At 41.9% G+C, this 26877-nt stretch carries 30 protein-coding genes and 1 pseudogene; all 31 read right to left on the reverse strand.

Annotation, left to right across the window (positions count from 1 at the left end):
• On the reverse strand, positions 1 to 1307 hold a 1307-nt coding region (locus tag AB5642_RS14485), incomplete at its 3' end, for a relaxase/mobilization nuclease domain-containing protein (protein WP_368371710.1).
• Positions 1279 to 1677 carry a plasmid mobilization relaxosome protein MobC gene (locus AB5642_RS14490; protein ID WP_015527902.1) on the reverse strand — a complete coding sequence of 133 codons (399 nt, stop codon included), beginning with the start codon at positions 1675 to 1677 and terminating at the stop codon, positions 1279 to 1281. The genes AB5642_RS14490 and AB5642_RS14485, both read right to left, overlap by 29 nt.
• Before the next feature lie 568 nt (positions 1678 to 2245).
• Positions 2246 to 2458: a helix-turn-helix domain-containing protein gene (locus AB5642_RS14495; protein WP_117946832.1), complete on the reverse strand. Its 213-nt coding sequence runs from the start codon at positions 2456 to 2458 to the stop codon at positions 2246 to 2248.
• A complete protein-coding gene (locus AB5642_RS14500; protein WP_306786049.1) occupies positions 2451 to 2873 on the reverse strand; it encodes a sigma-70 family RNA polymerase sigma factor in 423 nt (140 codons plus the stop codon). Before AB5642_RS14500 ends, AB5642_RS14495 begins: the two co-directional genes overlap by 8 nt.
• Before the next feature lie 167 nt (positions 2874 to 3040).
• Positions 3041 to 3484, reverse strand: a complete 444-nt coding sequence (locus AB5642_RS14505) for a DUF6591 domain-containing protein (RefSeq protein WP_117946834.1) — start codon at positions 3482 to 3484, stop codon at positions 3041 to 3043.
• Positions 3485 to 3487: 3 nt separating this feature from the next.
• Positions 3488 to 3946 carry a DUF1700 domain-containing protein gene (locus AB5642_RS14510; protein ID WP_368371711.1) on the reverse strand — a complete coding sequence of 153 codons (459 nt, stop codon included), beginning with the start codon at positions 3944 to 3946 and terminating at the stop codon, positions 3488 to 3490.
• Positions 3943 to 4302, reverse strand: a complete 360-nt coding sequence (locus AB5642_RS14515) for a PadR family transcriptional regulator (protein ID WP_368371712.1) — start codon at positions 4300 to 4302, stop codon at positions 3943 to 3945. Before AB5642_RS14515 ends, AB5642_RS14510 begins: the two co-directional genes overlap by 4 nt.
• A gap of 185 nt (positions 4303 to 4487) precedes the next feature.
• Positions 4488 to 4610, reverse strand: a pseudogene (locus tag AB5642_RS14520) (Maff2 family mobile element protein); the annotation flags it as partial.
• A 279-nt stretch (positions 4611 to 4889) separates the two neighbouring features.
• Entirely contained in the window at positions 4890 to 6752 is a 1863-nt protein-coding gene (locus AB5642_RS14525) for a VirD4-like conjugal transfer protein, CD1115 family (RefSeq protein WP_173770153.1), read from the reverse strand.
• 77 nt (positions 6753 to 6829) lie between these two features.
• Entirely contained in the window at positions 6830 to 7339 is a 510-nt protein-coding gene (locus AB5642_RS14530; RefSeq protein WP_158422091.1) for a PcfB family protein, read from the reverse strand.
• A complete protein-coding gene (locus AB5642_RS14535; RefSeq protein ID WP_158422086.1) occupies positions 7329 to 7613 on the reverse strand; it encodes a hypothetical protein in 285 nt (94 codons plus the stop codon). Before AB5642_RS14535 ends, AB5642_RS14530 begins: the two co-directional genes overlap by 11 nt.
• A complete protein-coding gene (locus tag AB5642_RS14540; RefSeq protein ID WP_173770139.1) occupies positions 7594 to 7734 on the reverse strand; it encodes a hypothetical protein in 141 nt (46 codons plus the stop codon). Before AB5642_RS14540 ends, AB5642_RS14535 begins: the two co-directional genes overlap by 20 nt.
• A gap of 85 nt (positions 7735 to 7819) precedes the next feature.
• Positions 7820 to 13762 carry a SpaA isopeptide-forming pilin-related protein gene (locus tag AB5642_RS14545; protein WP_173770152.1) on the reverse strand — a complete coding sequence of 1981 codons (5943 nt, stop codon included), beginning with the start codon at positions 13760 to 13762 and terminating at the stop codon, positions 7820 to 7822.
• A 671-nt stretch (positions 13763 to 14433) separates the two neighbouring features.
• Positions 14434 to 14919 carry a hypothetical protein gene (locus AB5642_RS14550; RefSeq protein WP_117639532.1) on the reverse strand — a complete coding sequence of 162 codons (486 nt, stop codon included), beginning with the start codon at positions 14917 to 14919 and terminating at the stop codon, positions 14434 to 14436.
• Positions 14912 to 15403, reverse strand: a complete 492-nt coding sequence (locus AB5642_RS14555) for a hypothetical protein (RefSeq protein WP_272105116.1) — start codon at positions 15401 to 15403, stop codon at positions 14912 to 14914. The genes AB5642_RS14550 and AB5642_RS14555 overlap by 8 nt, the downstream gene beginning before the upstream one ends.
• Positions 15404 to 15557: 154 nt before the next feature.
• Entirely contained in the window at positions 15558 to 16133 is a 576-nt protein-coding gene (locus AB5642_RS14560) for a hypothetical protein (RefSeq protein WP_151190353.1), read from the reverse strand.
• Positions 16134 to 16144: 11 nt separating this feature from the next.
• Positions 16145 to 16546, reverse strand: coding sequence for a hypothetical protein (locus AB5642_RS14565; RefSeq protein WP_117639526.1), 402 nt, complete (start codon positions 16544 to 16546; stop codon positions 16145 to 16147).
• Between the two features lie 17 nt (positions 16547 to 16563).
• Positions 16564 to 17163, reverse strand: coding sequence for a hypothetical protein (locus AB5642_RS14570; protein ID WP_151190354.1), 600 nt, complete (start codon positions 17161 to 17163; stop codon positions 16564 to 16566).
• A 2-nt stretch (positions 17164 to 17165) separates the two neighbouring features.
• Positions 17166 to 17633 (reverse strand): RNA polymerase sigma factor, encoded by a 468-nt coding sequence (locus AB5642_RS14575; protein ID WP_151190355.1) that lies wholly within the window; start codon positions 17631 to 17633, stop codon positions 17166 to 17168.
• A gap of 285 nt (positions 17634 to 17918) precedes the next feature.
• Positions 17919 to 18380: a sigma-70 family RNA polymerase sigma factor gene (locus tag AB5642_RS14580; protein WP_173770150.1), complete on the reverse strand. Its 462-nt coding sequence runs from the start codon at positions 18378 to 18380 to the stop codon at positions 17919 to 17921.
• Positions 18381 to 18396: 16 nt separating this feature from the next.
• Positions 18397 to 19038: a sigma-70 family RNA polymerase sigma factor gene (locus AB5642_RS14585; RefSeq protein ID WP_368371713.1), complete on the reverse strand. Its 642-nt coding sequence runs from the start codon at positions 19036 to 19038 to the stop codon at positions 18397 to 18399.
• 129 nt (positions 19039 to 19167) lie between these two features.
• The gene (locus AB5642_RS14590) at positions 19168 to 19317 is read right to left on the reverse strand and encodes a hypothetical protein (RefSeq protein ID WP_173770149.1); all 150 of its coding nucleotides are present in this window, start codon (positions 19315 to 19317) and stop codon (positions 19168 to 19170) included.
• A 124-nt stretch (positions 19318 to 19441) separates the two neighbouring features.
• On the reverse strand, positions 19442 to 19795 hold the full coding sequence (locus AB5642_RS14595) for a helix-turn-helix transcriptional regulator (RefSeq protein ID WP_334284918.1): 354 nt from the start codon (positions 19793 to 19795) through the stop codon (positions 19442 to 19444).
• 138 nt (positions 19796 to 19933) lie between these two features.
• A complete protein-coding gene (locus AB5642_RS14600) occupies positions 19934 to 20278 on the reverse strand; it encodes a DUF6050 family protein (protein ID WP_151190433.1) in 345 nt (114 codons plus the stop codon).
• A gap of 5 nt (positions 20279 to 20283) precedes the next feature.
• On the reverse strand, positions 20284 to 21417 hold the full coding sequence (locus AB5642_RS14605; protein ID WP_151190432.1) for a DUF6017 domain-containing protein: 1134 nt from the start codon (positions 21415 to 21417) through the stop codon (positions 20284 to 20286).
• Positions 21398 to 22309, reverse strand: coding sequence for a ParB/RepB/Spo0J family partition protein (locus tag AB5642_RS14610; protein WP_330591321.1), 912 nt, complete (start codon positions 22307 to 22309; stop codon positions 21398 to 21400). Before AB5642_RS14610 ends, AB5642_RS14605 begins: the two co-directional genes overlap by 20 nt.
• Positions 22296 to 23081: a ParA family protein gene (locus AB5642_RS14615; protein ID WP_151190431.1), complete on the reverse strand. Its 786-nt coding sequence runs from the start codon at positions 23079 to 23081 to the stop codon at positions 22296 to 22298. Before AB5642_RS14615 ends, AB5642_RS14610 begins: the two co-directional genes overlap by 14 nt.
• A gap of 30 nt (positions 23082 to 23111) precedes the next feature.
• Positions 23112 to 23288 (reverse strand): hypothetical protein, encoded by a 177-nt coding sequence (locus AB5642_RS14620; protein WP_173770147.1) that lies wholly within the window; start codon positions 23286 to 23288, stop codon positions 23112 to 23114.
• Positions 23275 to 23748, reverse strand: a complete 474-nt coding sequence (locus AB5642_RS14625) for a DUF6075 family protein (protein ID WP_151190430.1) — start codon at positions 23746 to 23748, stop codon at positions 23275 to 23277. The genes AB5642_RS14620 and AB5642_RS14625 overlap by 14 nt, the downstream gene beginning before the upstream one ends.
• Positions 23749 to 23967: 219 nt before the next feature.
• Positions 23968 to 26010 (reverse strand): lysine--tRNA ligase, encoded by a 2043-nt coding sequence (gene lysS, locus AB5642_RS14630; RefSeq protein WP_173770146.1) that lies wholly within the window; start codon positions 26008 to 26010, stop codon positions 23968 to 23970.
• A gap of 12 nt (positions 26011 to 26022) precedes the next feature.
• Positions 26023 to 26505 carry a transcription elongation factor GreA gene (gene greA / locus AB5642_RS14635; RefSeq protein WP_148461413.1) on the reverse strand — a complete coding sequence of 161 codons (483 nt, stop codon included), beginning with the start codon at positions 26503 to 26505 and terminating at the stop codon, positions 26023 to 26025.
• Positions 26506 to 26877 lie beyond the last annotated feature (372 nt).

Below are 26877 nucleotides of genomic sequence, written 5' to 3' on the forward strand. Positions count from 1 at the left end.
GTCTTGGAATAGGCAAGCACCTGTCGTTGCAGCTCCTTTTTCCCGTTCAGCGTCTTTTCCACCTGCTTCAGCTCTGCAAGGCTTTCCTGCATGGCGGCATAGGCGGCAGAACAGGCTTCGTCCAGTTCCTCCGGGGAAGAAAAGCCGTACTGCTGGTAGGCAGTAACGGTAGCCGCCATCTGCTTTAGGTTGTGCTTTGCCGCCCAGCGGTCATAACCCACGCCCTTGCCCTCGGCTCGCTTGGCTTCCCGGTCAACCATGCGCTGCAAGATGTTGTCTGCCGGGGTGGTTTTTGCGGCTTTTTCCTCCTGCAAGCGTCCCTTTTGGGTGTGTGGGTATTCCGGTATGGCTTTGGTCTGTTCGGCGGCTCTGCGGGCGTTCTGTGTAAGCAGGGCAAGGACAGTAGCCTTGTCAAAATCGTCCCCCAGCTTCCGGGCTGTGATAGGCTTTGTCCTGTCCGGCGTGAGGTAGGAAAGCCGCCCCCGGCTCTCCTTGACAGTCACACCCTCCCGCAGCAAAAGGGAAGAAAACTCGTCAAAGCTGGTAGCTTGGGAAAGTGCCTGCCGTATCGTCCGGCGCAGCTTCGCCTTGTCCGTTTCAAACTTGGTGGGCTTGGTCGGCTGTCCGGCGGCTTCACTGGCGGCGTTCTCTTTATCAAGGGCAAGCTGCCCTTTCTTTGCCGCCCAGTATTCCCGTTCCGTTATCCGTTCCTTGCTGCCGTTCAAGAGGTCGATTTGGTAAAGCCCCTCCCGGTGGCACATCTCCATGACTTCACTCTTGAAATATTCCATAGCGGCGTTGGTGCAGCGGTGCTTGCAGCCCTCCCGTGTATCGGCTGGTCTGTCCATGTAGGGCAGAAGCGGGACTTCATAAATCCGCAGGGAGTTGATGACGATATGCACATGGATATTGCCGCTGTGGTTATGCCCGTCCGGGTGGGTGCAGATTAGGGCTTGGTGTCCGGGAAAATGCTCCTTGCAGAACTGCTCGCCCAGCTCCTGCGCCCAGTCTACGGTCAAGCCGTTGTCTGTCCCGTCCCGTGGGTCAAAGCTGATGATATAGTGGTGGCTTTTCACATCTTCCCGTTTTTGGTTTTTCTCATAGCGGAGATTGGCTCGCATACAGGCAACAGCGAAATCCTCGCCCTCGCAGTTGAGGGAAGAAATGCGGTAATCCTCCCTCGGTATCAGCCGCCCATTTTCATCAAGGGTGGGCTTCATGGTAAACTCGTCATGCTCAAATGTGAGGTAGGCTTCCGCTGCGCCATAGTCAGCATTTTTAGAGCTGATATGTTTGAATGTTGCCAACAGCGTCACCCACTTTCTGCAAGACTTCAAACTTTAGGGCAGCAAGGTCGGAAACCGCCGCCCGTACCTCCCCGGCAAGCTGCGGGTAGGGGCTGTGCCACTCGTTCAGCGTCCGGGCTATCTGGTTTAAGTTGCCGCCGATCCTGCCGTATTCGGCGGTTAGCTTCCCGACGGCGGCAAGCAGCTCGTCGTTGACGGGGGAAACGGTTATGGTGGGGCGTATGGCTGCCCCGGTTATGGCTTGCCGGATAAACTCGGCTTGGCTCATGTTGCAGGCAGAAAGCCTTTCCGCAAACTCGGCGTATTCTTCCTCGGTCATGCGTGTCTTGACTACCCGGCTGCGGTGCGGCGTGTTGTATCGTTTTCGCATGGTAAAACCTCCTTTCTGTGCGTGGTGTCCTCTCACTAATAGGAGAAAAACGGGGTGTGAAGCGGAACTGTTTTTGAAAAATCCGAAAAAATATTTTGAGGGATTTTTAAGCGGCGCAAGCCGCATAAGCAGGGTTTGGGGAAGGCACTCCCCAACAAGATTCCCGCAGGGGCAAAATGAGCGAAAAGCGAATTTTGGTACTGCGGTAGAATCTTGCTCTCCGTAACTGCAAACCCCGGCGCATATGGGGGCTTCTCATTTGCCGCTAATATAACGCTCGAAAAGGGCTTTGCTGCCCGCTGTAGGCGGTCTTTTTTCCTTTCCGCTAAAGATACATTTCAAAGACCGTCATCTACCCGCTGGACGGGGATTTTCTCAAATTTCCTTTTGCTCCTGTAATCCGGGCAACAGCTTTTTGGCAACTGGCGGGGTAGAGAATTTTTCTTTTCACTCACTACTGCAACCGGTAAGGGGCAAAATGGCCGGAAATAGAATAGAAAAAAGCAGTAAATCTTTTTCAAGACTTACTGCTTTCGATGGCCGCCGGTGGGCGGCAAGTATTCAGTTTTTATGGCTCGTCCGGCGGGTAGTCAAATTGGAATTTGAGCAGACAGGCAATCAACCGTTCTTTCACATAGTCCTCAACTTCGGCATTGACTTGCCCGTTCATTTTGGAAAAGTATCGGATATATCCGGCATAGTGGGAAAGAACTGCGTCCACGGCTTCCGGGTCGCCTTCATGGGCTTTGACAATGGTTTCATAGGGAAGTAGCCTACTCATGGCGGCTCACCTCCATTTCCTCCCGTAACCGCTGCAAGGCAAGTTGGATATGCCGCCCCGCTGTGCTGCGTGTTTGACCAAAGTACGCACCGATCACGCGCTGCGGTTGGTGCAGGAAATAGTAGCGGAAGATTTCTTCCTGCGCTTGTTCCGGCAAAGCCGAGAGTGCAGCGGCAAGGGTGACGTTGCAGAGCAGGACGGTCTGGCCGCAGACGATAAAGGGGTGTTCTTCGTCCGGCTCCGGCTCGGCAAACTGGACAAACTTCTCATTTGTCAGATAGTCAAGGGAAATTTCCCGTTCCCATTTCTGCCGCAGCCGTATGATTTTCCCGATGGCGGCATACCGAATAACGGCTTTACAAAAGGCGTTGTGCTTGCACCGGATATACTCTTGATAGGCTTCAATCTCGGTCATGGAAATTCCCCCTCTCTGAATAATAGTGCGGGGCGGCAGCACCCCTTGCTGTCGCCCCTTGATTGCCTACCAGCAAAGGCGGGCGGGGCTGTCAACTGCGGCGCGTATGCGCCGTTCATCTTAACCGTTGACTGGCTCGACTGGCTTTGCTATTTCGTTATGTTCATTCAGTTGTTGACAAAAGAAATGTAGATACCGAAACTGTCTGGAACATAGCTGATGCTTATCCACTTTTCTTCATTTGACAAAAGTGTTCCGATAGAAACATAGTTTTCTCCCTCGATTTCCTCTGACACATTTTCAATTACGGAAAAGCCTTCTTGGTTCAAAATCTCCATGTACTCGTTATAGTCGTTTTCGCTAACGCCGGTAAGGTTGATACTGCAATTCCCATGTTCTGTATCAAGTGTAGCCCATGCAACCGTACCAGGCGGAACAGGAAGCCCCTCCGTGTACTCATTCGCAGGCCAAACGCCCTCTTCCAATTTTGTAACACTGTTAGATTGTGTATTGCTCTCATTGCTGGTTGGTGCAGATGAGATATTTTGATTAGAACACGCAGCCAAAAAAATCATAAGCATGATTGCGAATACAGAAATATACTTCTTCATTGGTTACCTCCTGTTTTTGTGTATGGTTCTAATAATTAACAAAACTGCAATAGCCGTTGCTACAAACCCAATAGCCAAAAGGATTTGTGAAACATCAAAGGCAAATGCGCCCTCAATCTGTATATTTGTTGTCGCGTCTGCCTGTCCGATTGCTCCTTCTGGTACTTTTCCTGATTGTGCAACAGCATATACCGAAAAGGCAGCAACCGCGATAACAAGCGCAACAAGAGTAGAAATGATACCGTTCCTTTTTTTCGATGTAGTGTTATCAATGCCAAACTGTTCTGCGGTGCTGTCTGCAAATTCTTTTGGTGTGCCCAAACGTTGGATAACCTGTTGCTCTGTTTCTCCATGCTCCTTAGCAGACGCAAAAACTTCATTCAAGTCACGCACAACCTCTTTTTTCATTTTGCGTGGTAAAGATAGTTCCTTTTCAACCTGTTTGATATATTGTTCTTTCATTTGGACACCCTCGCTTGTTGATAACTTTCTATAAAGCCGTTTACGCAGTTTTCATAGCTTGACCAAAATAAGATTAGTTCATCAAGTACATTCCTGCCTTTATCAGTTAAAGAATAATACTTTTTTGAGCCGCCATTTGCCGTAGCCGGAGCCAATCGGCATTTGATTAGTTCTGCTTCCTGTAAACGATACAGAATAGGGTAAATGGTTCCCTCTTTCGCATATCCCAAAACAGACGCACTATTGTTCAATTCGGTTATAATTTCATATCCATAAGTTTCCTTGCGTCCGATTAGGCATAAGAGTATCATTTCCAGAGAGCCTTTTTTGAATTGCTGGACATATTTGTTATTCATATCGTCGCCTCTCTTTAGTTTCGCTAATTAGGCTTGCTAAGTAGCAACTATATTATATCTCTTTCGAGGTATCAGAGTCAATAGTCTTAACGAAAAAGTTACAAGATGCGTGCGTAAGGCAATAACGGAATAATGGGCTGCTGTCTATCAAATTCTTGTGTGTTACTTTATGGCACATGAGCATTTGCACCTGGGTTATCATTTCCGTATCCTTCCAGAAGATTGATAACTCCCCATACGGCAAGTCCGGCACCGATTGCCACCACAAGGGTCTGTAAAATATTAATTGCTGAAGCAAAAAACGCCATATAATCACTTGAAAGTCCAATATAGAAAACAGGATTTTCTCTATTTGTCCCGTTTTTGCACATTAAAAAACCGCCGTTTCTTCCGGCGGTCAGCTCTTTCCATATTGGTTTCTTCTCCTTTCCAATTTTTTTGTTTTAATTTTTGTATTTGTGCAATGAGCCTGTATTCCATATTTCCGGTTCAGCACGAATAGGTGGGTAAACATATCTGCCACCTGTTTCTATGTAAAACTGCATTTTCCCCTTTCCGGACTTTGCGACACGGTGTCGCAAAGTTCCTTAATTTACTGTTTTTTCTGTTTCATGTTCTTCTGCTTCATTTCCATCCACCTCATATAAGTCAAATTCTTCCTGTCTCCTGATTTTAAGCTGATGCTTCATATATGCTTCCACATCAAAAGCATTCTTCTCGTCATAATCGGACAACTCCCGGTATCGCTTATGCTTCGTAATGTCAAACTTGTCACTCAAAAACGGACGCACCCCTCTAAGCTGCAAAATACATTTATTTCCATCCATAACCGATAGTTCATCCCGGCTCATCAATTCCTTCCCTGTTTTTTGATAATTAAGCCCATAGGAACGGCTTTGTCCACGTGTGTCAGATGTGTTATAAAGGTCAATGGTTTCCTTTCCAAGTGTCTCTGATATTTCCTTTAAAGTTGTACTTTCCTTTCCTCCCAGAAACAGCATCGTGTCGCAATTCCCGCTGATTGTTTCGGCTGCATCCTTATAAATCGTCTTTAACTGGCTCTGGGACTGCAAGATAATGGAGGCAGAAATTTCTCTGCTTCGGATGGTTGCAATCAGCTTGTCAAATTTTGGAATCTGTCCGATGTTTGCAAATTCGTCTAAAAGCAAACGTACATGGTAAGGTAATCTTCCTCCATGTACATCATCTGCCCTGTCACATAACAGGTTAAAAAGCTGCGTGTACATAATCGCAACAATAAAATTGAAGGTATCATCCGTATCAGAGATAATGACAAACATTGCCGTCCTCTGGTCTCCAAGCATATCCAGTTCCATCTCATCATAAGAAGTCAGTTCCCGAAGTTCCGCAATATCAAATGGCGCAAGTCTCGCACCACAGGAAATCAGGATACTTTTTGCTGTCTTACCTGCCGCCAGTTTGTATTTTTTGTACTGTCGCACAGCAAAGTGTTCCGGGTTTTCTGCCTCCAATTCCTCAAACAGCTCGTCCACCGCATTTTTAAATTCCTCATCATCCTCTCTTGCCTCAGAAGCATTGATAAATTCAAGCAGTGTGGCAAAATTCTGTTCGTCCTCCGGTGCTTCATAATAGATGTACCCAATCAGGGCACAATACAGAAGCCTTTCGGCCTTTACCCAAAAATCTTCGGAAGATTTTTCTCCTTCGCCTTTGGTATTGGCAATGATGGTATTGACCAGCTTTAAGATGTCTTTTTCACTGCGGATATAGCGGAAGGGATTATAATGCATACTTTTTTTGAAATTTATGGTATTCAACACTTTAATCCGGTATGGTTCATAAATAACCTTTCCCTGTTTATCCCTGACTGGCTTGCCGTTTTTCATCTTCGGTGTACCACGGCGGAGCATTTTCCCGCACTCCACCAGAATCGTCCCCTTCGGATCAGTTACAACATAGGAAACATTGGATGGCATCTGCATTAAATTCGGCTTTACATAGAACCTTGTTTTACCGGAACCGGAACCGCCGATAATGATTACATTTTTGTTTCTTGCATATTTAGGCTGTTTCGGGCGGCTGTTCATGGTAAGCCGTTCCGTCTGTGTCAAAAGGATATTATTTTCAAACACTGGATCAATAAAAGGTGCGATGTCTTTCTGGTTTCCCCATCGGGCAGAACCGTATTCCTCTCCCTGCCGGAATTTCTTTGCATTTTTCCCTTTCAGGTACACCATTGCCTTAATCACTACAGTGGTAATCATCCCAACTGCCATATCAAAGATATGGAGACTGAGAATTGGATTTGAGAACGCCATCTGGAAATTCAAAAACAGCACCCCCAGACGTTCTATTGCGGATTCCCCAACACAGAACCGATACAGCCATGCCAGCTTATCTGCCAGGTAAAAAACAATTACATAGGGAATATTCATCATAAGCAGACGTTTCTTATCCACCGCAGGCATCTGTCCGGCAATGTCCTGTCCTATTTTTTTCAAAACTGTCATAACTTCTGACTCCGGCTTCTTTTTATGCTTCCTGCTCAATGTTCCTGCCCCCGATTCTTCTGTTTCATCTTTTCCCTCTGCCTGTGCTTTGCCACACGTTCCATTGCCAAATACAGTTTCTTCCGGACAGATACTTTTTTGCTTTTCTTTAACTGCCATCCGGTATATTCCTTAAAAGCGGCAGTTATGGAATCCACTTCTTTCGCCTTAAAAAAGACATAATATTTCGGAGGTTCTGCCGACCTGTCTTTCTTCAGGCAGTAGTCTATATCATATTTTCTGGCATATTTTTCAAAAGACCGGATATTCCCATCTGTAACCTCAATATTAGAAAGCTCCTGATTGTGTGCTTTCAGTTTTTCCATGCTCTGTTTCCCATGATATACGGTTTCTTTTTTCTGCCCCTTTCCAGAAATTTTTTGCCGCTTTTGGGACTGTTCCATCTCCCTGAGCAGCTTCTGCAGCGATGCTTTTAAAATCTGTGCAGAAATTTTCCCTCCCCGTATACACAAAGACACCACCTTTTCATTTACTTCATCCTGCAAGACAATCACCTTCCTTCTCCCTGACTGCTTTCTTCTGTTTTATTTCCAGCAGAATCTTCTGCAGGCAGTACCCGATGCAAGGAGAATATCTTCCATAAGGGCATCCCTCACAGCACCAAGTCTCCTCTTTCTCTTCAAAAGGTTCCTCCGGCAAAAGCCGATAATAGCATTCTTCTTTGGAACATCCATTCTTCCGGCTATTCCAAAAATAACAGTAAGAGCAGTCCTTTGGCTTATCCTCTGCATATTTCTGATTATCCGCTTTCTTCTGCATCCTGTTTTGCTCTCCTGTCCAATTCTTCCAATCTCCTGTCCTCCTCTGCCCCTACACGAATACAGCAATATAGGCTAACTGCTATGACCACTGCAGCTCCGCCGATAATAATTCCAATCATCTCCATACACCTCTTTCGTCCATCAACAAAAAAACAGGGTGTTTCCAAAATGACCAGCACTTCGGAAACACCCAATATTTCTTTTTTATTTTTTCTTTTTTAACAGGAACAGTGAACCCCCTGTTCCGCACAATGCAAGACCAGCAAGAAGCAGCCACAGCCGTATATTGCTATCATCACCTGTTTTCGGTGTGTCTGTCGGCTTTGAAGGTTCCTGCGGTGTCTGCGGCGTTTCCGAAGGTTTCTTTTCATCCTTCATGGATACCTTCTGAATCTCTCCGGTATCTTTTACAGAAAACTCCACATCCTCCGCTATCAGATATCCTTCCGGTGCTGTTTCCTCTCGCAGTATATAATCTCCAATCGGAAGTTTTTCCATATAATGCGGCTTGTCTGTAGAAGTCCAGCTTTCCACCGCATTTCCATCTTTATCAAGCACCGTCATTTTTGCCCCCGGCAATTCTTTCCCCGAAATATCCGTTTTGGAAATCTCAACCTTTGTCACATCGTCTTTCATTTCCACTTTCTGAACTTCTGCAGTATTTTCAACAGTGAACGTAATACTTTCCGCTGTCACATAACCATCTGCCGGAAGTGTTTCTGTCAGAGTATATTCTTTGCCGACTTCCAGTTCTTTGATAATGTGCGGCTCCGTACCGGATGTCCACTCATCTACCACAGTTCCGTCCTGATCGGTTACTTCCAGTTTTGCACCCGGTAACTCTTCTCCTGTGGTAAGGTCAGATTTTGTGATTTCAAAGATAGTTGCCTCATTTTCAAAGGTGTGCTCAAAAGTAACTTCCGGCACATCCGCTCCAGCATACTCGAAAGTAAATTCTTTTACTTCTTCTGTCGTAACAAAACCTGCAGGTGCTTTTACTTCCTTCACATAGAAGCTGCCACCTACCGGAAGATCTGCAGTAAAGAAGATTTTTCCATCCTTGTCAGTCGCTTTCTGCTCCATAATGGTATCTGCTTTTACAAGCACATCACCGTCAGTATTCTTAATATCTTCTTTGGCACAAAGGGCAAATACGCCGCCCTCCAGCACACGGTCAGAATCTTTCTCTTTTTTGGTTACGATCACTTTTGCTTTCTGACGGCTGTTCTGCCATTCAGAATCGAAAGTTACCACCGGAGTATCCTGATCACGATAAGTCAGATCAATGTCTCTCGGCTCTCCGTCCAACACAAAACCATCGGCTGTTTCTTTTTCTACCACATAGTATTTTCCAAGCGGCAGGTCATCGGTTCTTGCAATGCCAAGTTCATCGGTTTTGATGGTTGCTACCAGTTCATCCTTTTTGTAATAATCATCACTTTCTCCGTCAGCGGCTTTAATATCTTCTCTGGCATAAATTTCAAAGGTAACGTCTTTCAAAGAGCCTGTCACATAACCCCAGATGGAATCCATTGCTCCTGCAACCATGTCATTCCAGCTCACTTCACTTAAGAATTCACCTTTTTTGTTGATGATGATACGTCCAATCGGAACGTCATCCTTCATTTCCACTTTCTGAATCTCTGCAGTATCCGTGATTGTAAATTCCACTTCTTCTGCTTTTAAGTAGCCATATGGCGCAAATTCTTCACGCAGGATATAGGTTTCCCCGACATGCAGACGTTTGATGATATGCGGTTCCCCTTTTACGGAAGTCCATTTATCAATTTCATTTCCATCTTTATCAAGAACCGTTAGAGTTGCACCATCCAGTTCCACGCCTGTGGTAAGGTCAGATTTTCTAAACTCAACCGTTGTAGGCTGATTCTTAAAGATTTCTTTCAGGCGGACAACTTCTACATCCTGACCCTGATAAGAAACAGTCACTTCGATAATCTCATCAGAAGAAACAAATCCGTCCGGTGCCTGTAATTCTTTGATATAGTAGCTTCCAAATGGTAAATTCTGTTCAAAAATTGCTGTTCCATCTTCGCCTGTGACGGCTGTACAAAGCTGCTCATCTGCTTTCACAATCACTTTTCCCCCGGCTTTGATGTCTTCTTTTGCATATAAACCAAACTCTGCTCCGGCGATGGTGCTGCCATTTTCCGCATCCTGTTTTTCCACGGAAATTTCCACTTTCTGACGCTCATTGATGAACTCTACGCTTTCCACCACGGCAGGAGTATCCTGATCCACATAGACAAACTGCACATTCTGCTCTGCTTTGTTATGTACAAAACCATCCGGTGCTGTTTTTTCTACAACCCTGTAATTTCCAAGTGGAAGATTTTTGATTGTGGCACTTCCTGTTTCATCTGTTGTAAGCTCTGCCACCAAAGTATCTTTGGCATACTCTAAAATACGGTTTCCGGCATCGTCTTTCTGAAAATCTGCAGTATAAATATCTTCTGCAGCGTAGATTGCAAAGACTGCTCCGGCAAGGTTTTCCATCTCATATTTGAAGTCCTTTCCGTAGTCTTTCAGAACTTCACCTTTTTTCACTACTGTAAGTTCCCCTTTTACCGGATGATTTTCATAAACCACTTCGATAATGGCATCTCCTGAAACCGGTTCAATCTGATACAGAGTATCGCTATCTACTTTAATTTCCGCATAATTCTTGTTGATGGTATATCCATCGGGCGCTGTCACTTCTTCAATACGATAATGACCGATTTTCAAATTCTGCGGAAGGATTAAATATCCATCAGCATCGGTAAAATAGGATTTATGTACAATAGTAGTCGGATAGGTCGTTACCTGTTCTACATATTTCTCATTATCCATATCGTAAATCTTAAATTCTGTTCCAGCAGCCAGCACTGTTTTCTTTGTTTCATCGTCCTGTTTCGTGATTTTCAATTTGGCAGAAAACTCATCATCCAAAAGCACACGCCATACCTGCGGCTCTGTCGGCTTATGCTCTGTGATTCTTACAATAAAATCATCCACTGGTTTATAATTATGCGGTGTCGTTGTCTCTCTTACCACATAAGTTCCATATGGAAGTGGAATGGATACTGCATAGCCTTTTTTATCGGTAAAGATTTCAGTTGCCCCATTTTCTCCAAGTACCACCGGAGTAACGGAATCAAAGTCATAAGTTCCATCTTCTTTCACAGTTAAAGAAGATACCAGATAAGCAGTAAATCCTGCGCCTTCAAGAAGTGCTGCATCGGTATTCCCGTTATTTGCAGCCTTAATAATCTGGAACGGCTGCTTCTTGACCTGCTCTAAGGATGTACAGCTTCGTTCCACCACAGCCACTAAATCCCCTTCATAATCACAGACAAGATCATATTCATTTTTATCTGTCAGATAACCTGTCGGCGGTGTAATTTCTTTCACAAAATATTTACCGAGATACAGGTTTTCTGCAACTGCTTCCCCTTTTTCATTGGTTGTCAGTGATGCCACCTTATCCCCGGCTTTATAAATCACACCTGTTGCCCCATCCGGATGTACGATATCTTCACGTGCATACAAACCATATACTGCTTTTTCCAATGTGGCATCGCCCTGCGGTTCTGCTTTGTTTGTTTCTGCATCTTTTTTCTTCAGGAAAATCTTTGCTGTCACACGTTCATTTACAAATGTATGGGAGAAAGAAACGTCAGCTTCGCTGTCATTGGTATATGAAAATTTAAAAGAATATATATCTTCTTTATTTCTCTGATACCCGGACGGAGCCTGTTCTTCTTTTACATAGTAAGAATTTCCAATCGGAAGATCCGCTGTAAATATCGCTGTCCCATCCTCACCTGTGACTGCCTTTTCAATCAGAGAACCTTTCTTCACAACCACAATGCCGTCTGCGTTTACAATATCATTTCCGGCATACAAACCGAAAATACCGCCATCCAAAGGTTTTTCTGTATCCTTATCTTTCTTTACCACGGATACTTTTGCTTTCTGTCTGTCATTGATAAAAGTAGTCTCTGAAAATACCGCTTCTGCATTCTGCCCTGCATAAGATAACGTCACTGTCTTTTCTTCTTTTGCGTTATAAAAGTTTTCTGGTGCCTGCATTTCCTTCACAATATAAGTTCCGAGATGGAGATTTTTTAATACTGCCGCACCGTTATCTCCCGTTACCAGATGCTCTTTTACCAGCTCGCCTTTCTTATATACCTGTGCCCCATAAGCGGTCATTATATCCTCTCCTGCATATACAGAATAAACAGCACCTTTTTGTCGGCGTTTCTCATAGCGGAACACAATGCCTTTCTCGCTTAAATCTGCACCCGTCAATACCTGTCCCTCTTTATATACAGTGAGCTCTCCAAGCTGTTCTTTATCCGGAACAGTTACAGAAGTAGACTGATTTGCTACAAGTTTCACATTATATGCGGATGTATTGATACGATACCCGGTTGGTGCCGTAATCTCTTTTAAATATACCGTATCTTGTGTTTTCACAATTTCCACAGAGGCCGTACCGTTCTTATCTGTCTTTGGCATCTCCTTGATAAGCTGTGTACAGTTTTTATCTTTATAAATGCCGAACACTGCACCGGACAGTTTCGCATCCTCTTTTTCAGAATCTACTTTTACAACCTGAACTTTTGCAAGTTCCAGCCATGTAACCTGAAAAGAAGCCGTAGTTTCTTCCTCTATTCCCTCTCCAAAAACCAGTGCCAGATTTTGCGTATCGGAACCTGTGGTAATTTTATAAGCAGAATAATCCTTTGTTATGCTTCCTTTCATCTTTGCAGACCAGTTTTGTCCCACATCTTCCGTCTGGGTCAACGGCGCTGAAAGAAAAAACGTTGTACCTCCTTTTACTACAACATCTGCCCCTGCATTGCTGATTTTTCCTGTGGATACGTTATGAAACTTTACGCCCTTTGGCAGTTTCATGGTAATGGACTGTCTGCTGTCTGCCTGAAACGTTACTTCTTTTGTTCTCTGGATATTTCCATCTACATAAGCAGTTACTTTGTCATCTGAAAATGCCATAGCCGCATCCGGGATTTCCGGCTGGCTGACCGCATAACTATATAATTCTTTTGCCAATGCGATTCCGGTATCATTCGCCCCATAAAAAGCATCTTCACTTCCCTCTGCATAGGATGCCGCAAGATGTGTCACGACAAATCTTTTTCCGGCTGAAAAATCGGGATATTTCTTATCAAAAAAACAATCCTCTCCGCTTGCATTTGTCCCATAATAACACACTTTGGACAATTCTTTGCCGTCTCCCAGTTTTGTAATTTCATATACTCCGCTGCCCGGTCCCGGCTTTGACGGCTGGATGCAGTATGCGGTTGCCGTCACGCTTCCAAACTTTACGGTAAACGGACAAGTCAGGTAGGAACCCAGACCATAGTCTGCATAATAATACCAGCCGCCGGAACTTACCTCTACCTGTGATGAACGCAGCATTTTAGGATTGTATGCAGTAAAAGTAACCGTTTCTCCTTCCTCCAATGCCAAAAGGTCCACATTCCCTGCAATCATATGGTTTTTAAACTGTTCCATAACATCTAAAAGTTTCAGGCCACTTTCCTCATCATAAGTGTCCTGCCCTTTTAATGCTTCTAATGCCTGATTCAGTTCTGTTTCCGAAAGTTTTTTCTTATGCGAGTCCGTCTCGCCTTCCTCTGCATCCTCTCCCCCGGTCTGATCATTTCCGTCAGAATCCTGTGCATTTTTCTCTTTATGGATTTCCGCTGACGGCTCTCTTACCACAATATTTCTTTGCACATGATAAGACGGATGACCACTGACAGGCTCTACAAAATACACTGCATGATACGTATCTGCTTTATTTCCATCAAATGCCTGTCCATTCTGGTTCTTTGCCTCGTGGTACGTGACCTTTACTTTTTCCGGATGAATCTTCATTCCTGAGAAATCACTTTTCACGTCAAAACCCGTTCCTGCTTCTACTTCATAATCTTCCGCCGTTACAATCTCATCTTCAGCAAGGGCACCCTTTACTTTTTCCATGTCAGGATATTCTGCTTCGTAAGCCGCTGGCTCCGCTTCTGCCGCATAAGTGGTAACTGGCTGCATAATAGAAGAAATGATTGTCAATGCCGAGAGAAATCCCGATACGATTCTCTTTGATTTCCCTTTCATTCGCTAAGTACCTCTCTTTCTTTGTTTTTTGCCATTCTAATACTGTCCTGTTTCAAAAATTTTTCCTAAGTTCCCATATCTCTTTACCTCCTTTTTTACTTGTACTGCCCATAACAGTACATGAATACAGGGAACTTCCCTAAGCGGAACTTCCCTGCATGGTATCTACTGTTATACAGCCCGTAACCGGACTGTTTTTTTATTGAGCGTTTTTCCTGTTCTCATCCTGAACCCGTTCCCTGCTCCGGTTTTCTTTCCGCAGCGTTTTCTCCGAAAGGGTGGGCAGAATGCCCACTCCATGCCGGGTATCTATTCAGGCAGGCTATGAAATTATCAAGGTACATATAAAGGGATTTTTGAAATAAGAAAATACCCTCTCACTAATCGCAGGCTGGAGAGGGTAAAAATTGACCGTTTATAGAAATTTTTTGTTATATGGATTTCAAAGAATTGTCAGTGTGTTTTCTATCGCAACAAACACCAGCATTATTAAAGAGAATTGTTAAAACAACACTAGCGTATTTGATACAAAAAACGGGAGAGAACTGCATAAAAAACAATTCTCTCCCGTAATCATTATTCACATTAATTTTTAATTAGCCCAATCAAGATATGTAGAATCAACCAATATACCTCTACTTTCCTTAAATGTGTCTACCAATGTACATTCTTTAGTATTCAGTCTCTTTTTTACATTCATTATATGAATATAACGTATTAAGATAATTATGGTATTTTATAGAATCAGTTTCTATTTCACCAACATCTATTCCATGAAGAATCGTAATATACATTTCAAGCATGGCACAATTACTATATAGTCTATCCGTATCATTATCATACACAACACAAAGAAAAGGTTCTAATGCATATCTGCTATGAAAATACAAATAGAAACTATGGCTTATTTCATTGTCTTTAACTATATAAATATCTGACACATTTAAATTTTTAATTGGTAAAGTTTCCAACGTGGCACGTGTTATAGCGTCCATCTTTTGTATGGATACTTTTTGATATAAAACAAATTTTTTCATAAGAATTTCAAGAACATCTCTTGTTTTCTTATACGGTTTTACAATGCTGTTATTATATTCTCGTTTTAAGTCATTTATAAACGATTCTGTCTCTGGATTTATTAAAACTTTTTTACACATCAACCCATCCACCTATTTCATTAAATTTAATCCAATAATCTTCGTTGTAAAAATAGCATCGGAGATTATTTGTTGAAATATATACACTTTCTTCAGTGTCAGGAATCACGCAAGTACCTATTGAACGATATCCTTGTGTTGCAGATAATCCATCAATAAGAAAACCTTTACTATAATATTGTGAATCACCTACAATATATAGGTTATCAGCCCTTAACGCTTGAACCGCATTAGAACCTTGCCAACGAATATAAATCGTATATAAGGTAGGAATTCCACCAGTTCTTCCACTCAGGACACATGTTACCGTTGTAAAGCCACTACGAAGTTGCCCTGAATAGTTACCGTTTTCATCCAAAAACAGACGTCCATCAAATGTCGTAGAAGGTCCATCGAGAGACATTATATCAGCATTCGTATTTGTCTCTATGTCGGAAGCAAATACTGTTTCAAAATTTATCGACAACAACAAACAACAAGCCAAAAATATGCTCATTACTTTTCTAATTTTTTTTCATATCCATCTTTATATGGTTTTTATTAAATCTGAACATTATCGCTACCTCCAATCGTAGAATTATCAGTTGTTATTCTTTACATTAAGCATACGTATATTTATCTTTTTCAAAGAAAATAACCTACTGAACAAATTTTAATGTATCAAAGTCAATCTCTGGTACCGTAACTGCTCTTCCTGCACTTTGGGCAGCACTTAAATAGATATAGTCATTCACGATCCATCCCGGATAACCGATTGAGCTGTCAGACACCTGCCACCAAATATAGTTTTCATTCAAAGAATAATTATCATTTAACAAAACCCAATCTTTTCTGGTTTCATACAATAACCCATTAATTACTCCGGAAGTGCTCGGTGTGCTTCTTAAACGAACACCATTTCCTTTTACATATGCGAGATAGTAATATTCTTTTGACTTCATCAGTGTCTTCACATCTGGATTTTCTTCCCAGATTTTTTCAATCTCATTCTGATCTGTGATAATTTCAAGATCGGCAAATACTTCGTTTTGGTCTAAATACTTTTGAATTCTGGGATTCTCTGAAACAATTTCATTAATGGTTTCTTTGTCAGTCACAACTTCTAAATTTGCAAAGGGCTCTTTAACTTTCTCTGCCGCAAATGCAGTCACAGAACTGGTTACTACAACACAACAACAAATGAATAAACCACATAAACGCTTAATTTTTCTCATATTTCTTCCTCCTAATGTGGTGCATGTGAATATGCAAACTGCCAATCAGAAAGACTCTTTAGAGCAGCGCCACAGCATTTGCACATAATAACTCTTTTGGTATAGACCCAGCATTCAGTAGGACTTACTTTCGCATGACCATAAAGAGTTGTCTTAACCTGATTGCATGGAATATGCGTACAGGAAGCTCTTAAATTTTTATCTGAGACAATGTTTACCTCTTTATCAACATCCAACTGTTCCATAAAAGAATCTGCTATTTCCTCTGATACGCTAACTTCCTCGCCATTTTCATTAAAAAATGAAACTTCAACCTTTTCCGGCTCCTGTTCTGCTGCTGAAACACTAATCGTCGGCACCAAAATCAGTCCACATACTAATAATATGCTCCATATTTTTTTGATTGTTTTCATATTCTTCCTCCGTTTTATTATTTTTTTAACATTTCAACACTACACTGTCCATCTCTCCTTTCCAATATCAATGTAATTCTTTCGACCATTTTTCCGTCATAATTACATACTTCAATATTTAGTGTTGAACTGTCAGTTTCTGGTATTTTAATAACATTCCCGTCCTGATCTCTGAAATTTATACTATTCATTCCATCTGGCATCCAAAAAATCTTATTTCCATTTCTGAAAATATTATCAGCATTCAAGTTTTGTTCATTTTCTATCGTATAATATCTGCTTCCTTCTTCCACACTCATTTCCAGAACATACCCATATCCCAATGGAGTTCTTTGTTTTTCCAAGTTTACTCTCTCATTTAGTCTTAATTGCACCATTTTATCCCCAGTTGCCGCATAAACTACTAAATCAGGAGATTGCAGGTAATAATTTACAGAAAACATTATCATCATAGCTAATGCAACTACTGCTACACGATAATATCCTCTCATAAGAACTTTTTTTCTTCTTTGGGATTCAATTCTCTTTTTGTATGCTATAAAGAGTTTTCTCTCATTCTGCTCTGTCAGCACAATATCATCTGCTAATTTTGATATATTCTCTAATTTTTTTTCCAATTTTATCTGCCCTCACTTTCATATTTTTCTTTTAATCTTTTTCTTGCCCGTTCTAGTTTTTTCTTCACTGCACTCTCTGAAACCTTCAACATATCAGCAATCTCCTTGCAAGAATAGCCTTCTATATAATAAAGAATTAGTACTTCTTTATCCTTTGCATTTAATGTCATCAATGTATCCATAATTCCTGTTTCTTCAGGTTTATGGTAATGTAGTGCAAGAGTTTCGTAATCTACCGTTGGATGCATCCTTCTGAAACGGAGTATGTTTTTACAAATATTAATATTAACTCTTGTCAGCCATGCTCTTTCATGGCTTTCGTCATTAAAGTCCTTTTTTGTATTTAAATATTTCAAAAATGATTCCTGCACTGCATCATAAGCATCCTCTTCGCTACACAGCATAATAATTGATATTTTATACAACAGTTTACAATATTTATTAAAAATCTGATCAGCATTTCTTTTCATCTTTTTTTCTCCTCATATATATCACACATATAATACATAATTGGTGACACCTAAACCAAAAAAGCAAAAAAATATTTAACCACCTGCTACTCACCAAAGATTTTTCCATTCTTCTGCTTGTATTCTATATCATAATTATAGAAGCTAACTTCGGATACATAAACAGCTTTGTAAACTGACAGCTCTTCCCACCAATTTACAAAGCTGTTTTCATTTCATATACGTTGTCTTATACTGATACTATAACTTTAAATTTATATGATTTTAGAACAATTTTCCACTATTTTAATTGAAATAAATACATCCTCCCTCAATTCCAAGTTCTTTCATTATATTTTTAAGTGTCTTCAAAATTCGTTTTTTTCTGTTCTGTATTGTTTTACGGCTACATCCACAAATTTGTGCCGCTTCTTTCACTGTAACCTCTTCAAAAAATAACAGATAAATCAGATATGCCTCCTGTTCCGGTAACTGTTCTAAACTCTCCTTCAATTTTTTCAGGCATTCACTGCGTACTGCCATCTCCTCCGGCTGTCCTTCCTGCGATATAGAAGTTTTTGCAAAACTGCCTTCCTGCACCACATCAAGACTGCAAACACCGTATTTCTGTTTCTGTTCCTGCTGGTATTTTTCCCTTCTCCGGGACTGATACCATTCCAGATAAACCTCCCTGGTTACTTCCACAAGTGTTCCGTTTTCTGTCCGCAAAATATAATTTTTTCGTTCTTTCGGCTTCTTTCCACGCATATCTTCTTTCCTCCCACTATCTTATCTCTTTTCGATTGCAGCCACCTGACCGTACATCTGCATAATATCTCCGCATCCTGTTCATCGCCCTTGACAGGGTTCTGGACACCGCAGACGGAGAAATTCCCAATTCTTTTGACAGTTCATTCTGTGTTTTTTGATGAAAGAAACATCCGTAAAATACCCTTTTCTGCAGTTCCGTCAAAACCTCAAATATTTCATTTACAGACTCTCTGCCAACCAGCATCTCCAATGGAGACTTTTCTTCTGTCTGAAGCATTCCCCATTCTTCCGAAACATCACTGTATGAGATTGTCCAGCCCTGTTCTTTCGATTCCTGATTACGACTCAAACGGTCTTCTCCTTCCAATACCAGACGGATATACCACTCCCTTTGATTAAAAAACTCTTCCGAAATACAGTCCGCCTGTTCCGCATTGTATTGATATTCCCCACAAAAACAAATCGGAAATACCGTAGTGAGCCGACTAACCTGATACAACGCATAGCCATTTTGAAATGCCAAGATTTCTGTCTCACAACCCATGCTCTTTTTGGCAATGACCGTTCCATATTCTTTTAATTTTTTTGCAGTTGGAATTTTCATGCCCGGATATGGGACATCTACGATCTGTTTTAATTCCTGTAATGTCAGCATAACTACCACCTCTTCCGGGTGGCAGAAAATAAAAACATCACAGACGAAAAAACAGTAAAAGACAGCTCCCGGCACACCCGTTTTTTTTTAACGGGAGCCTGAAACTCCTTTTACTGCCACATAAATTTCTTATGCTTTATTTTGTTCTGATAATTCCGGCTGTGAAGCAGCCACTTCATTATCCCTGCTATCTTCCTTTTTCTCCGAAAAAACAGAGAAATCGCCCATTGCATCATATGGGCATCTTTGTCTGTATGCAAGGCACTCTTCCCTTGTCATATCCTGCCTCCTTTCTGTCCGCATCTGTTCTCTTTCCTGACTTAAAGTTTAACAACATTGGCTTTCCATTACCTCATCAGATATGGGGATATTTCTAAATATTCCCACCATATCTGTTGAATTTCTACAATTCCGTACCAAATCCCTCAATCAACACTTCCATTGTCTTTTCCAAAATTTTCTGTTCTTTCCGTTTCAGTTTTTTCGCACGACAAATCAAATCATACAGACGATGGTTTTCTTCTTCCTTACATTCCCCCAATAGTGTTCCTGCATCGGTTTTCAGAATCACCGCCAGCTTCCTGAATATCTCAATAGACATTGCTGTCTGTCCTCCCTCAATCCTGCTGATCGTGTTGGGGCTGATACCTGTTTTTTCTGCTAATACTTCCTGTGATAAGTGAATTTCCTGCCGCCTTTTGCGAATACGGTTTCCTAAGTCAATCAAATCCTGCGATTCCGCACGATTACCCAACACACATCCTCCTTTACTTTGCGACACCGTGTCGCAAGGTTTTTCTTAAAAAGGGCAAAAAAGCAGCCAATATTTTTTACGCATTGGCTGCTTTTCACACTCTATATTCTATTTTTTATACTTTGTTTTTTCTCTTTGAAATCATGTTCTAAATGCTTTTCTCACTATCCACAAACCACCATATCCAATACTCTTTAACAGATATGTTCCCACCATAAGCAAACGCCATGTCAAAACCACGCTGCCTATCATTCCTCCTATCAGCAGATTAAAAGCAAACATTCCAACAGTACCGCCTATATCAAACCCTTTTGGAATCATCCAGAAATACATTTTTTGTATGCCAAAGGGAATCCCTGAAACTATCCACAATTTCCGGTAATCACACACACCGTTTTCCACACAAAACAGATAAACAATAAACATTACCACAGCTATCCCTAAAAGCGGAACTGCCACATTCTCCAAAAATTCTTTTCTTCTCATCCGTTTTATCCTCCTCCATACATATCGTGATTCACTTCTGCTCTGTAATAATTTTCTATGGTCATGGTTGAATTGTAGAGTGTTGTCAGAAGATACGCCCGGATATTTCCTACCTTGCTGGTATTCTTCTCAAGGCAGCCAACGACATATTCAATATGCCCATGTTCCACCTTCATAAAGCGGTTCTTCACAATCACCACAGGCTTGTCCACTCCGCCAATGCGAACAGTGCTGTTATCCGGCATGACCATAACCTCTACCATCAGTTCCACAAGTTCATCCACTTCCTCCTGTTGTCGATACCTGCTGTCCTCAAAACACTCATACGAAATATTTTCCCTGATAATTTTCCGATAGGCTTCCATCTCTTCCACCATATCTATCATTCCTGCTGTTTTCCTCACTGATAGATGAGAAAGATTAGATAAGATATTATCTGTCTCGTTAAAATCAGTTTCACTACTCTCAGTGTCACTATACTCATTTTCACTAAAATCAGTATTGTTAATATCAGTATTATTAGATTGTGATTTTGGACATTCAGGAGTTGTGATTTTCACTATTCCAGAATTGTGATTTTCATCATTCTTGAATTGTGATTCTGCACATTCTTGAATTGTAGTTTTCATCATTCCAGAATTGTGATTTTCATCATTCTTGAATTGTGATTTTGGACATTCCTGAATTGTGGTTTTCACAACTCTTGAATTGTGATTTTCACAATTCTGTGTATTTACAGGCTTTTCCGGCTCTTTTTCTTCCTTTTCAGGCTGTTTGACCATAAAATTCTTCACATAAATCACGTTGGGTTTCCCCAATCCAAGCCGCCTTTTTTCCACCAGGCCAATGCCCTTTTCACTATCCAGTTCCTTTAATAACCGCACTGCCTTCTGTGTGCCACAGTTCATAAGCTCCGCAATTTCTTCCACAGTAAAAATAATGTATACCCTGTCCTCTTCATCGAACCAGCGATTTTTAATACTCAGGCTCATACGGTCCAGCAACAGACCGTATAAAACCTTTGCTTCGCAGGAAATAGTTTTGAAGCATTCTGCGGTAAATAAAATTTTCGGAATCCGGTAAAAGGTATACTGTTCCGCTTCCATTCCATGAAAATAATCAAACTGTATCTCCTGCATCTTCCTGTTCCTCCTTCCCTTTCTTCTTTCTCCACTGTTCCAACAGCGTATAAATTACTTCCTCAACCTGCTCTTTTGTATAGGCTGGCGGAAAATACGAGCGTACCTTCTTTGCCGAAAGAGTTACCTTTGTTTCTGCTTCCTTTTTCTGCAATAAAACAGAATAGATAATTCCCTGATTCAACGTCTTTTCCCTGCTATGATTCTTGAATAACTCCGCCTGTTTATCTGTTACCGTCAAAACTGCATTATCTATTGCCTCTAACACCCATTCCTGTTCTTCTACCGTCAGAAAAGAAAGTTTCTCTCCCGCTTTCATGGAAAGTCTTTTATTGTCTACATAGTCTAATAATCTGGAAATAAGGAATGATAGACGGATATACCGCTGAACCGTCCTTCCGCTTTCGCCAGCAGCTTCTCCTACCAGATCAGCCGTATGCTTCTCTCCCTTGCTTCCCTGATGTTTCATGGCTTCATATTTCATTTTATAAGCATGGGCTTTCTCACTGGGCAGAATATCTTCCCTCTGGATGTTCGTATCCACCATTATCACCGTAGCAGTATCATCATCCATTTCCCGGATAATTACTGGCATCTCTTCCATTCCTGCCAGTTCACACGCCCGCCATCTGCGGTGCCCTGCCACCATCTCATACTCACCATCACCATACGGACGTACAATTCCCGGCATCAGTATTCCATATCGTTTTACACTTTCCACAGTCTCCTGCATTTTTTCATCATCCAATACCCGGAATGGATGGTCTTTGAAGGTGTGAAAAAGACGAATCGGAACGGATACAATCTTCTCTTCTGCCGTTACTTCACTACTGCCAAATAAATCATCATAAGAAGTCAGCTTTATCTTTTCTGCGCTCTTACTCTTCATCATCCAACACCTCCCCTGTCAGATAGTGATAGCCCTCTGCCACAATTCCTTTCGGGTCATGGAGATAGATGCTTTTTCCCTCTGCGGTAGTTTCAGCCGCCCTTACAGACATCGGTATGCAATTTGCAAAAATATGTATTTTGTTTCCGTACACCTCTCGAATCTGAGCCGCAATATCCTTTGCGAAATTTGTCCTGCGGTCTACTTTTGTGAACAAAATCCCCATGATAGAAAGCTCCGGATTCAGTTTTCTGTGTACCCGCCCTATTGTCTTAATAAGCTGCTGTAACCCTTTAACCGGAAGATAAGCCGCTTCTACCGGAATCAATACCCTGTCAGCCGCCACCAATGCGTTAATGGTAATCATACCAAGTGAGGGCATACAGTCAATCAGGATATAATCATACTGTTTTTTTATCCCACATATATACTGCCGCAATACCATTTCCCGACTCATGACATTCACAAGGGAAGTCTCCAATCCTGCAAGTTCAATATTGGCAGGGATAAAATCCACCCCTTCTTCATGATGGATAATTCCTTCTCCCGGCTCCGGTTCCTTGTCATTGATAAGTTTTTCCATAATATTGACCAGTGTCTCATCCAGCTCGTCCGGTTCCTGAATCCCAAGACTGACCGCCATGCTTCCCTGTGCATCTGCTTCAATCAGAAGCACTTTTTTCCCTTCCCTTGCAAGACCGATTCCTAAATTCACACAGGTAGTTGTCTTTCCGACACCACCTTTTTGGTTTGCGACTGCGATTACTCTACACATACTTTCTTCCTGCCTTTCTCCTGTCATGCTTTACTGCATGGTATTTTCTCTTTTCTCTATTTCTGCGTATACACGAAAATATTTGTTTGTTCCTTTATTTGCAAACGGTTTCGATACTCCAAGCACCCGGATTTTCGGGTGCTGTTCCAAAAGTTTCCCAAACCACTGTATATCCTTAACTGTTCCCTGTAATCTAACCTTCAGCATATGAATCCTCCCAATCCCGATAAAAACAATACTCCGGATAACGGATTTTGACTGCCTCCCAAAAGTACCTTGCATAGCCACAGCAGAATAAATCACTGACCGAATATTCCCTGCATTCATCTACCTGTCTGTCACTGTCTCCTTCATAATCATAAACACTGGGAGTACCGTCACAATATAGGTTAAATGCCAGCCGTATAATCCTTACGCTGCCGCTTGTCTGCCAGCCTTCATGCAGGCATTCCGTTTTCACGTATCCTGTCTTAAAATCGTATATCTGTTCTGCGTTTTCTCTTGTATCCCGGTCAATTCCAAGACAATACACCAATGCCTTGTGGTATACATCCTGATATCTGCACTTTGGCAGATAGGTGTAATAAAATTTTTCGTGCTCCTTATTTTTGAAAGTAATTGTGCGAGTAGTATCTTTACCTGCTCTTAACGCTGTGTTATTTGCCATTTTAATTTCCTCCTGTTTTTTTGTACATGACCGTAACAAAAAAGACACTCTTCTAAAATTTCTCTTAGAAAAGTGTCCTCATAATGTAAAAATATTGATTTCATTTTGCATGGACTATTTAAAATCATTTATTATAGCCCATTAAGGAGGTTTTATTTGTCGTACCTTTGTCGTACTCTACATCAAAAAGCCTACATTTTTTAATCCTTTATCGGATTTTTAATACAGCTTTGCACCAGCCGGAATATGTTCATCTACCATCAGTAAATGTAATCCCTCTCTTCCGTCTTCCTCGTGTACTGCTGAAATCAGCATACCTTCGGAATCAATGCCCATCATCTTTCTCGGCGGAAGGTTTACGATTGCAATCGCTGTTTTTCCTACCAGTTCTTCCGGTTCATAATACTCGTGAATACCGCTTAAAATCGTGCGTTTACGGTCTGTTCCGTCATTCAGAGTGAACTTTAAAAGCTTCTTACTCTTCGGAACTGCCTCACACGCTTCAATCTTTACGGCTCGAAAATCTGACTTGCTGAAAGTGTCAAAGTCAACGTTTTCTTCAAAAAGCGGTTCGATTTTTACATTGGAAAAATCAATCTTCTCAGCAGGTTTTTCCTCTGCTTTTACAGCCGGTGCTGCCTGTGCCGCATTGTTTGCTTCGTTCTTGGAAGCGCCCTGTGACTTCATTGTCGGGAACAGCAACACATCACGAATGGCCTGGCTGTCTGTCAGAAGCATAACAAGACGGTCGATTCCGTATCCGATACCACCTGTCGGCGGCATACCGATTTCCAGCGCATTCAGGAAATCTTCATCTGTATGGTTTGCTTCTTCATCACCAGCATCTGCAAGTGCATCCTGCGCCTTGAAACGTTCGCGCTGATCAATCGGATCATTCAGCTCGGAATATGCGTTACACATTTCCCATGTATTAATGAAAAGCTCAAAACGCTCTACCTTGTTTGGATCAGAAGGTTTCTTCTTAGTCAACGGAGAAATCTCGATTGGGTGATCCATAATAAATGTAGGCTGAATCAGCTCTTTCTCACAATATTCTTCGAAGAAGAGATTGATAATATCGCCTTTCTTGTGACGCTCCTCATACTCGATATGATGCTCAGCGGCAAGCTTCTTGGCAGCTTCATCATCTGCAACCTGGTCAAAGTCAATTCCTGCATATTTCTTGATCGCATCATTCATGGTCAGACGCTCAAATGGCTTTCCAAGATCAATCTCGATACCATTGTAAGAAATCTTGGTGGAACCGCAGACCTTCTCTGCCAGATAGCGGAACATGGATTCCGTAAGTTCCATCATTCCTTCATAATCTGTATATGCCTGGTAAAGCTCCATCAGTGTAAATTCTGGATTGTGACGGGTATCAACACCCTCATTACGGAATACACGGCCAATCTCGTAGACTCTTTCAAGTCCACCAACGATTAGTCGTTTCAGATAAAGTTCCAGTGAAATACGAAGCTTAACATCTTCGTTCAGTGCATTGTAATGTGTCTCAAATGGTCTGGCAGCTGCACCACCAGCATTGGAAACCAGCATTGGAGTCTCTACTTCCATGAAGTCACGGCCAGCAAGGAAGTTTCGGATCTCTTTAATAACCTGAGAGCGCTTGATAAATACGTTCTTGCTCTCCTGGTTCATGATCAGGTCTACATATCTCTGACGATAACGCATATCTGTATCTGTCAGTCCGTGGAATTTCTCCGGAAGGATCTGCAGGCTCTTTGATAAAAGAGTCATTTTCTCTGCATGAATAGAAATCTCACCAGTTCTGGTTCTGAATGCAAAACCTTCCAGGCCGAAGATATCGCCGATATCAGATTTCTTAAAGTCTGCATAAGAATCTGCTCCGATAGCGTCTCTTGCAACATATACCTGAATGTTTCCCTGTAAATCCTGGATATTGCAGAAAGAAGCCTTTCCCATGACTCTCTTGAACATCATACGACCAGCGATTGCCACATGGATCGGGCTGGCATCCATAATACTTCTTCTCTCTTCGTAGTCGTTCTTCTGAACTTCCTTCGCCTGCTCTTCATCAAGACCTGTTACATCCGGCTCTGTGCGATCCTTCAGCAGCTCTGCTTCGTGTGCCTCATAAAGGTTCTTTACTTCCAGTGAATGATGGTTCTGATTAAATTTTGTTATCTGAAATGGATCCTTGCCATTCGCCTGAAGCTCTGCCAGTTTATCACGGCGGATTTTCAGAAGCTGATTCAGATCCTGATTCTTCTGTTCTGCCACTTTTGTGCCTCCTTAAATATTACGCTGGATTTCCAGCACTTTGTACTTCATGATACCGGATGGCAGCTCTACTTCTACAATATCACCTGTGTGTGCGCCCATAAGAGCCTTTCCTACAGGAGATTCATTAGAAATCTTGCCTTCCAGGCTGTTTGCCTCTGTGGAGCCAACCAGCTTCAGTTCTATATCTTCGTCAAACTCGAAGTCATGTACTCTTACTTTACATCCTACGCTGATCTTGTCAAGATCGACTTCGTCCTCAACTACAACCTCAGCGTTCTTCAGGATTTTCTCAATTTCTTCAATACGCGCTTCGATATCTCTCTGCTCATCTTTAGCTGCATCGTACTCTGCATTCTCGGACAGGTCTCCCTGCTCTCTTGCCTCTTTGATCTTACCTGCTACTTCTTTTCTTTTTACTACCTTTAAATCATGCAGCTCTTCTTCCAGTTTTTTAAGTCCTGCATAGGTTAGTAAGTTCTTCTTTTCTTCCATTATAGCCTTACTCCCTTTCATTCCGGCGGCTTGTCGCCCCGTATCATACATTTCTTATATGCTGTTTCTCCCGGAAAATTCCATTACTATAAAAGTCCTGAACAAAAAGCTGCAGAAATATACCAACCACAGATAACATTCATTCGCCAAACAGTCCACTTTTATAATTGTTAATGCCTGCAGAAGCAGACATTTCATTACCCAAAAGGGTACAAATTCACTAGGATATTCACAGTTTCACCATTATAGCTAAATCAACAGGCATTGTCAAGACAGAAAAATAGCGAACAAATGTAAATATGAACCATTTATGATAATGTCCTAATATACCACAAAGGAAAATGTCCCAATGTAGTATAATGCTTCCATCAA

Origin of the sequence: Ruminococcus sp. 1001136sp1_2201st1_G3_2201SCRN_220225 (genome assembly GCF_040924365.1) — a bacterium.
GTDB classification, from domain to species: domain Bacteria; phylum Bacillota; class Clostridia; order Lachnospirales; family Lachnospiraceae; genus Blautia_A; species Blautia_A faecis.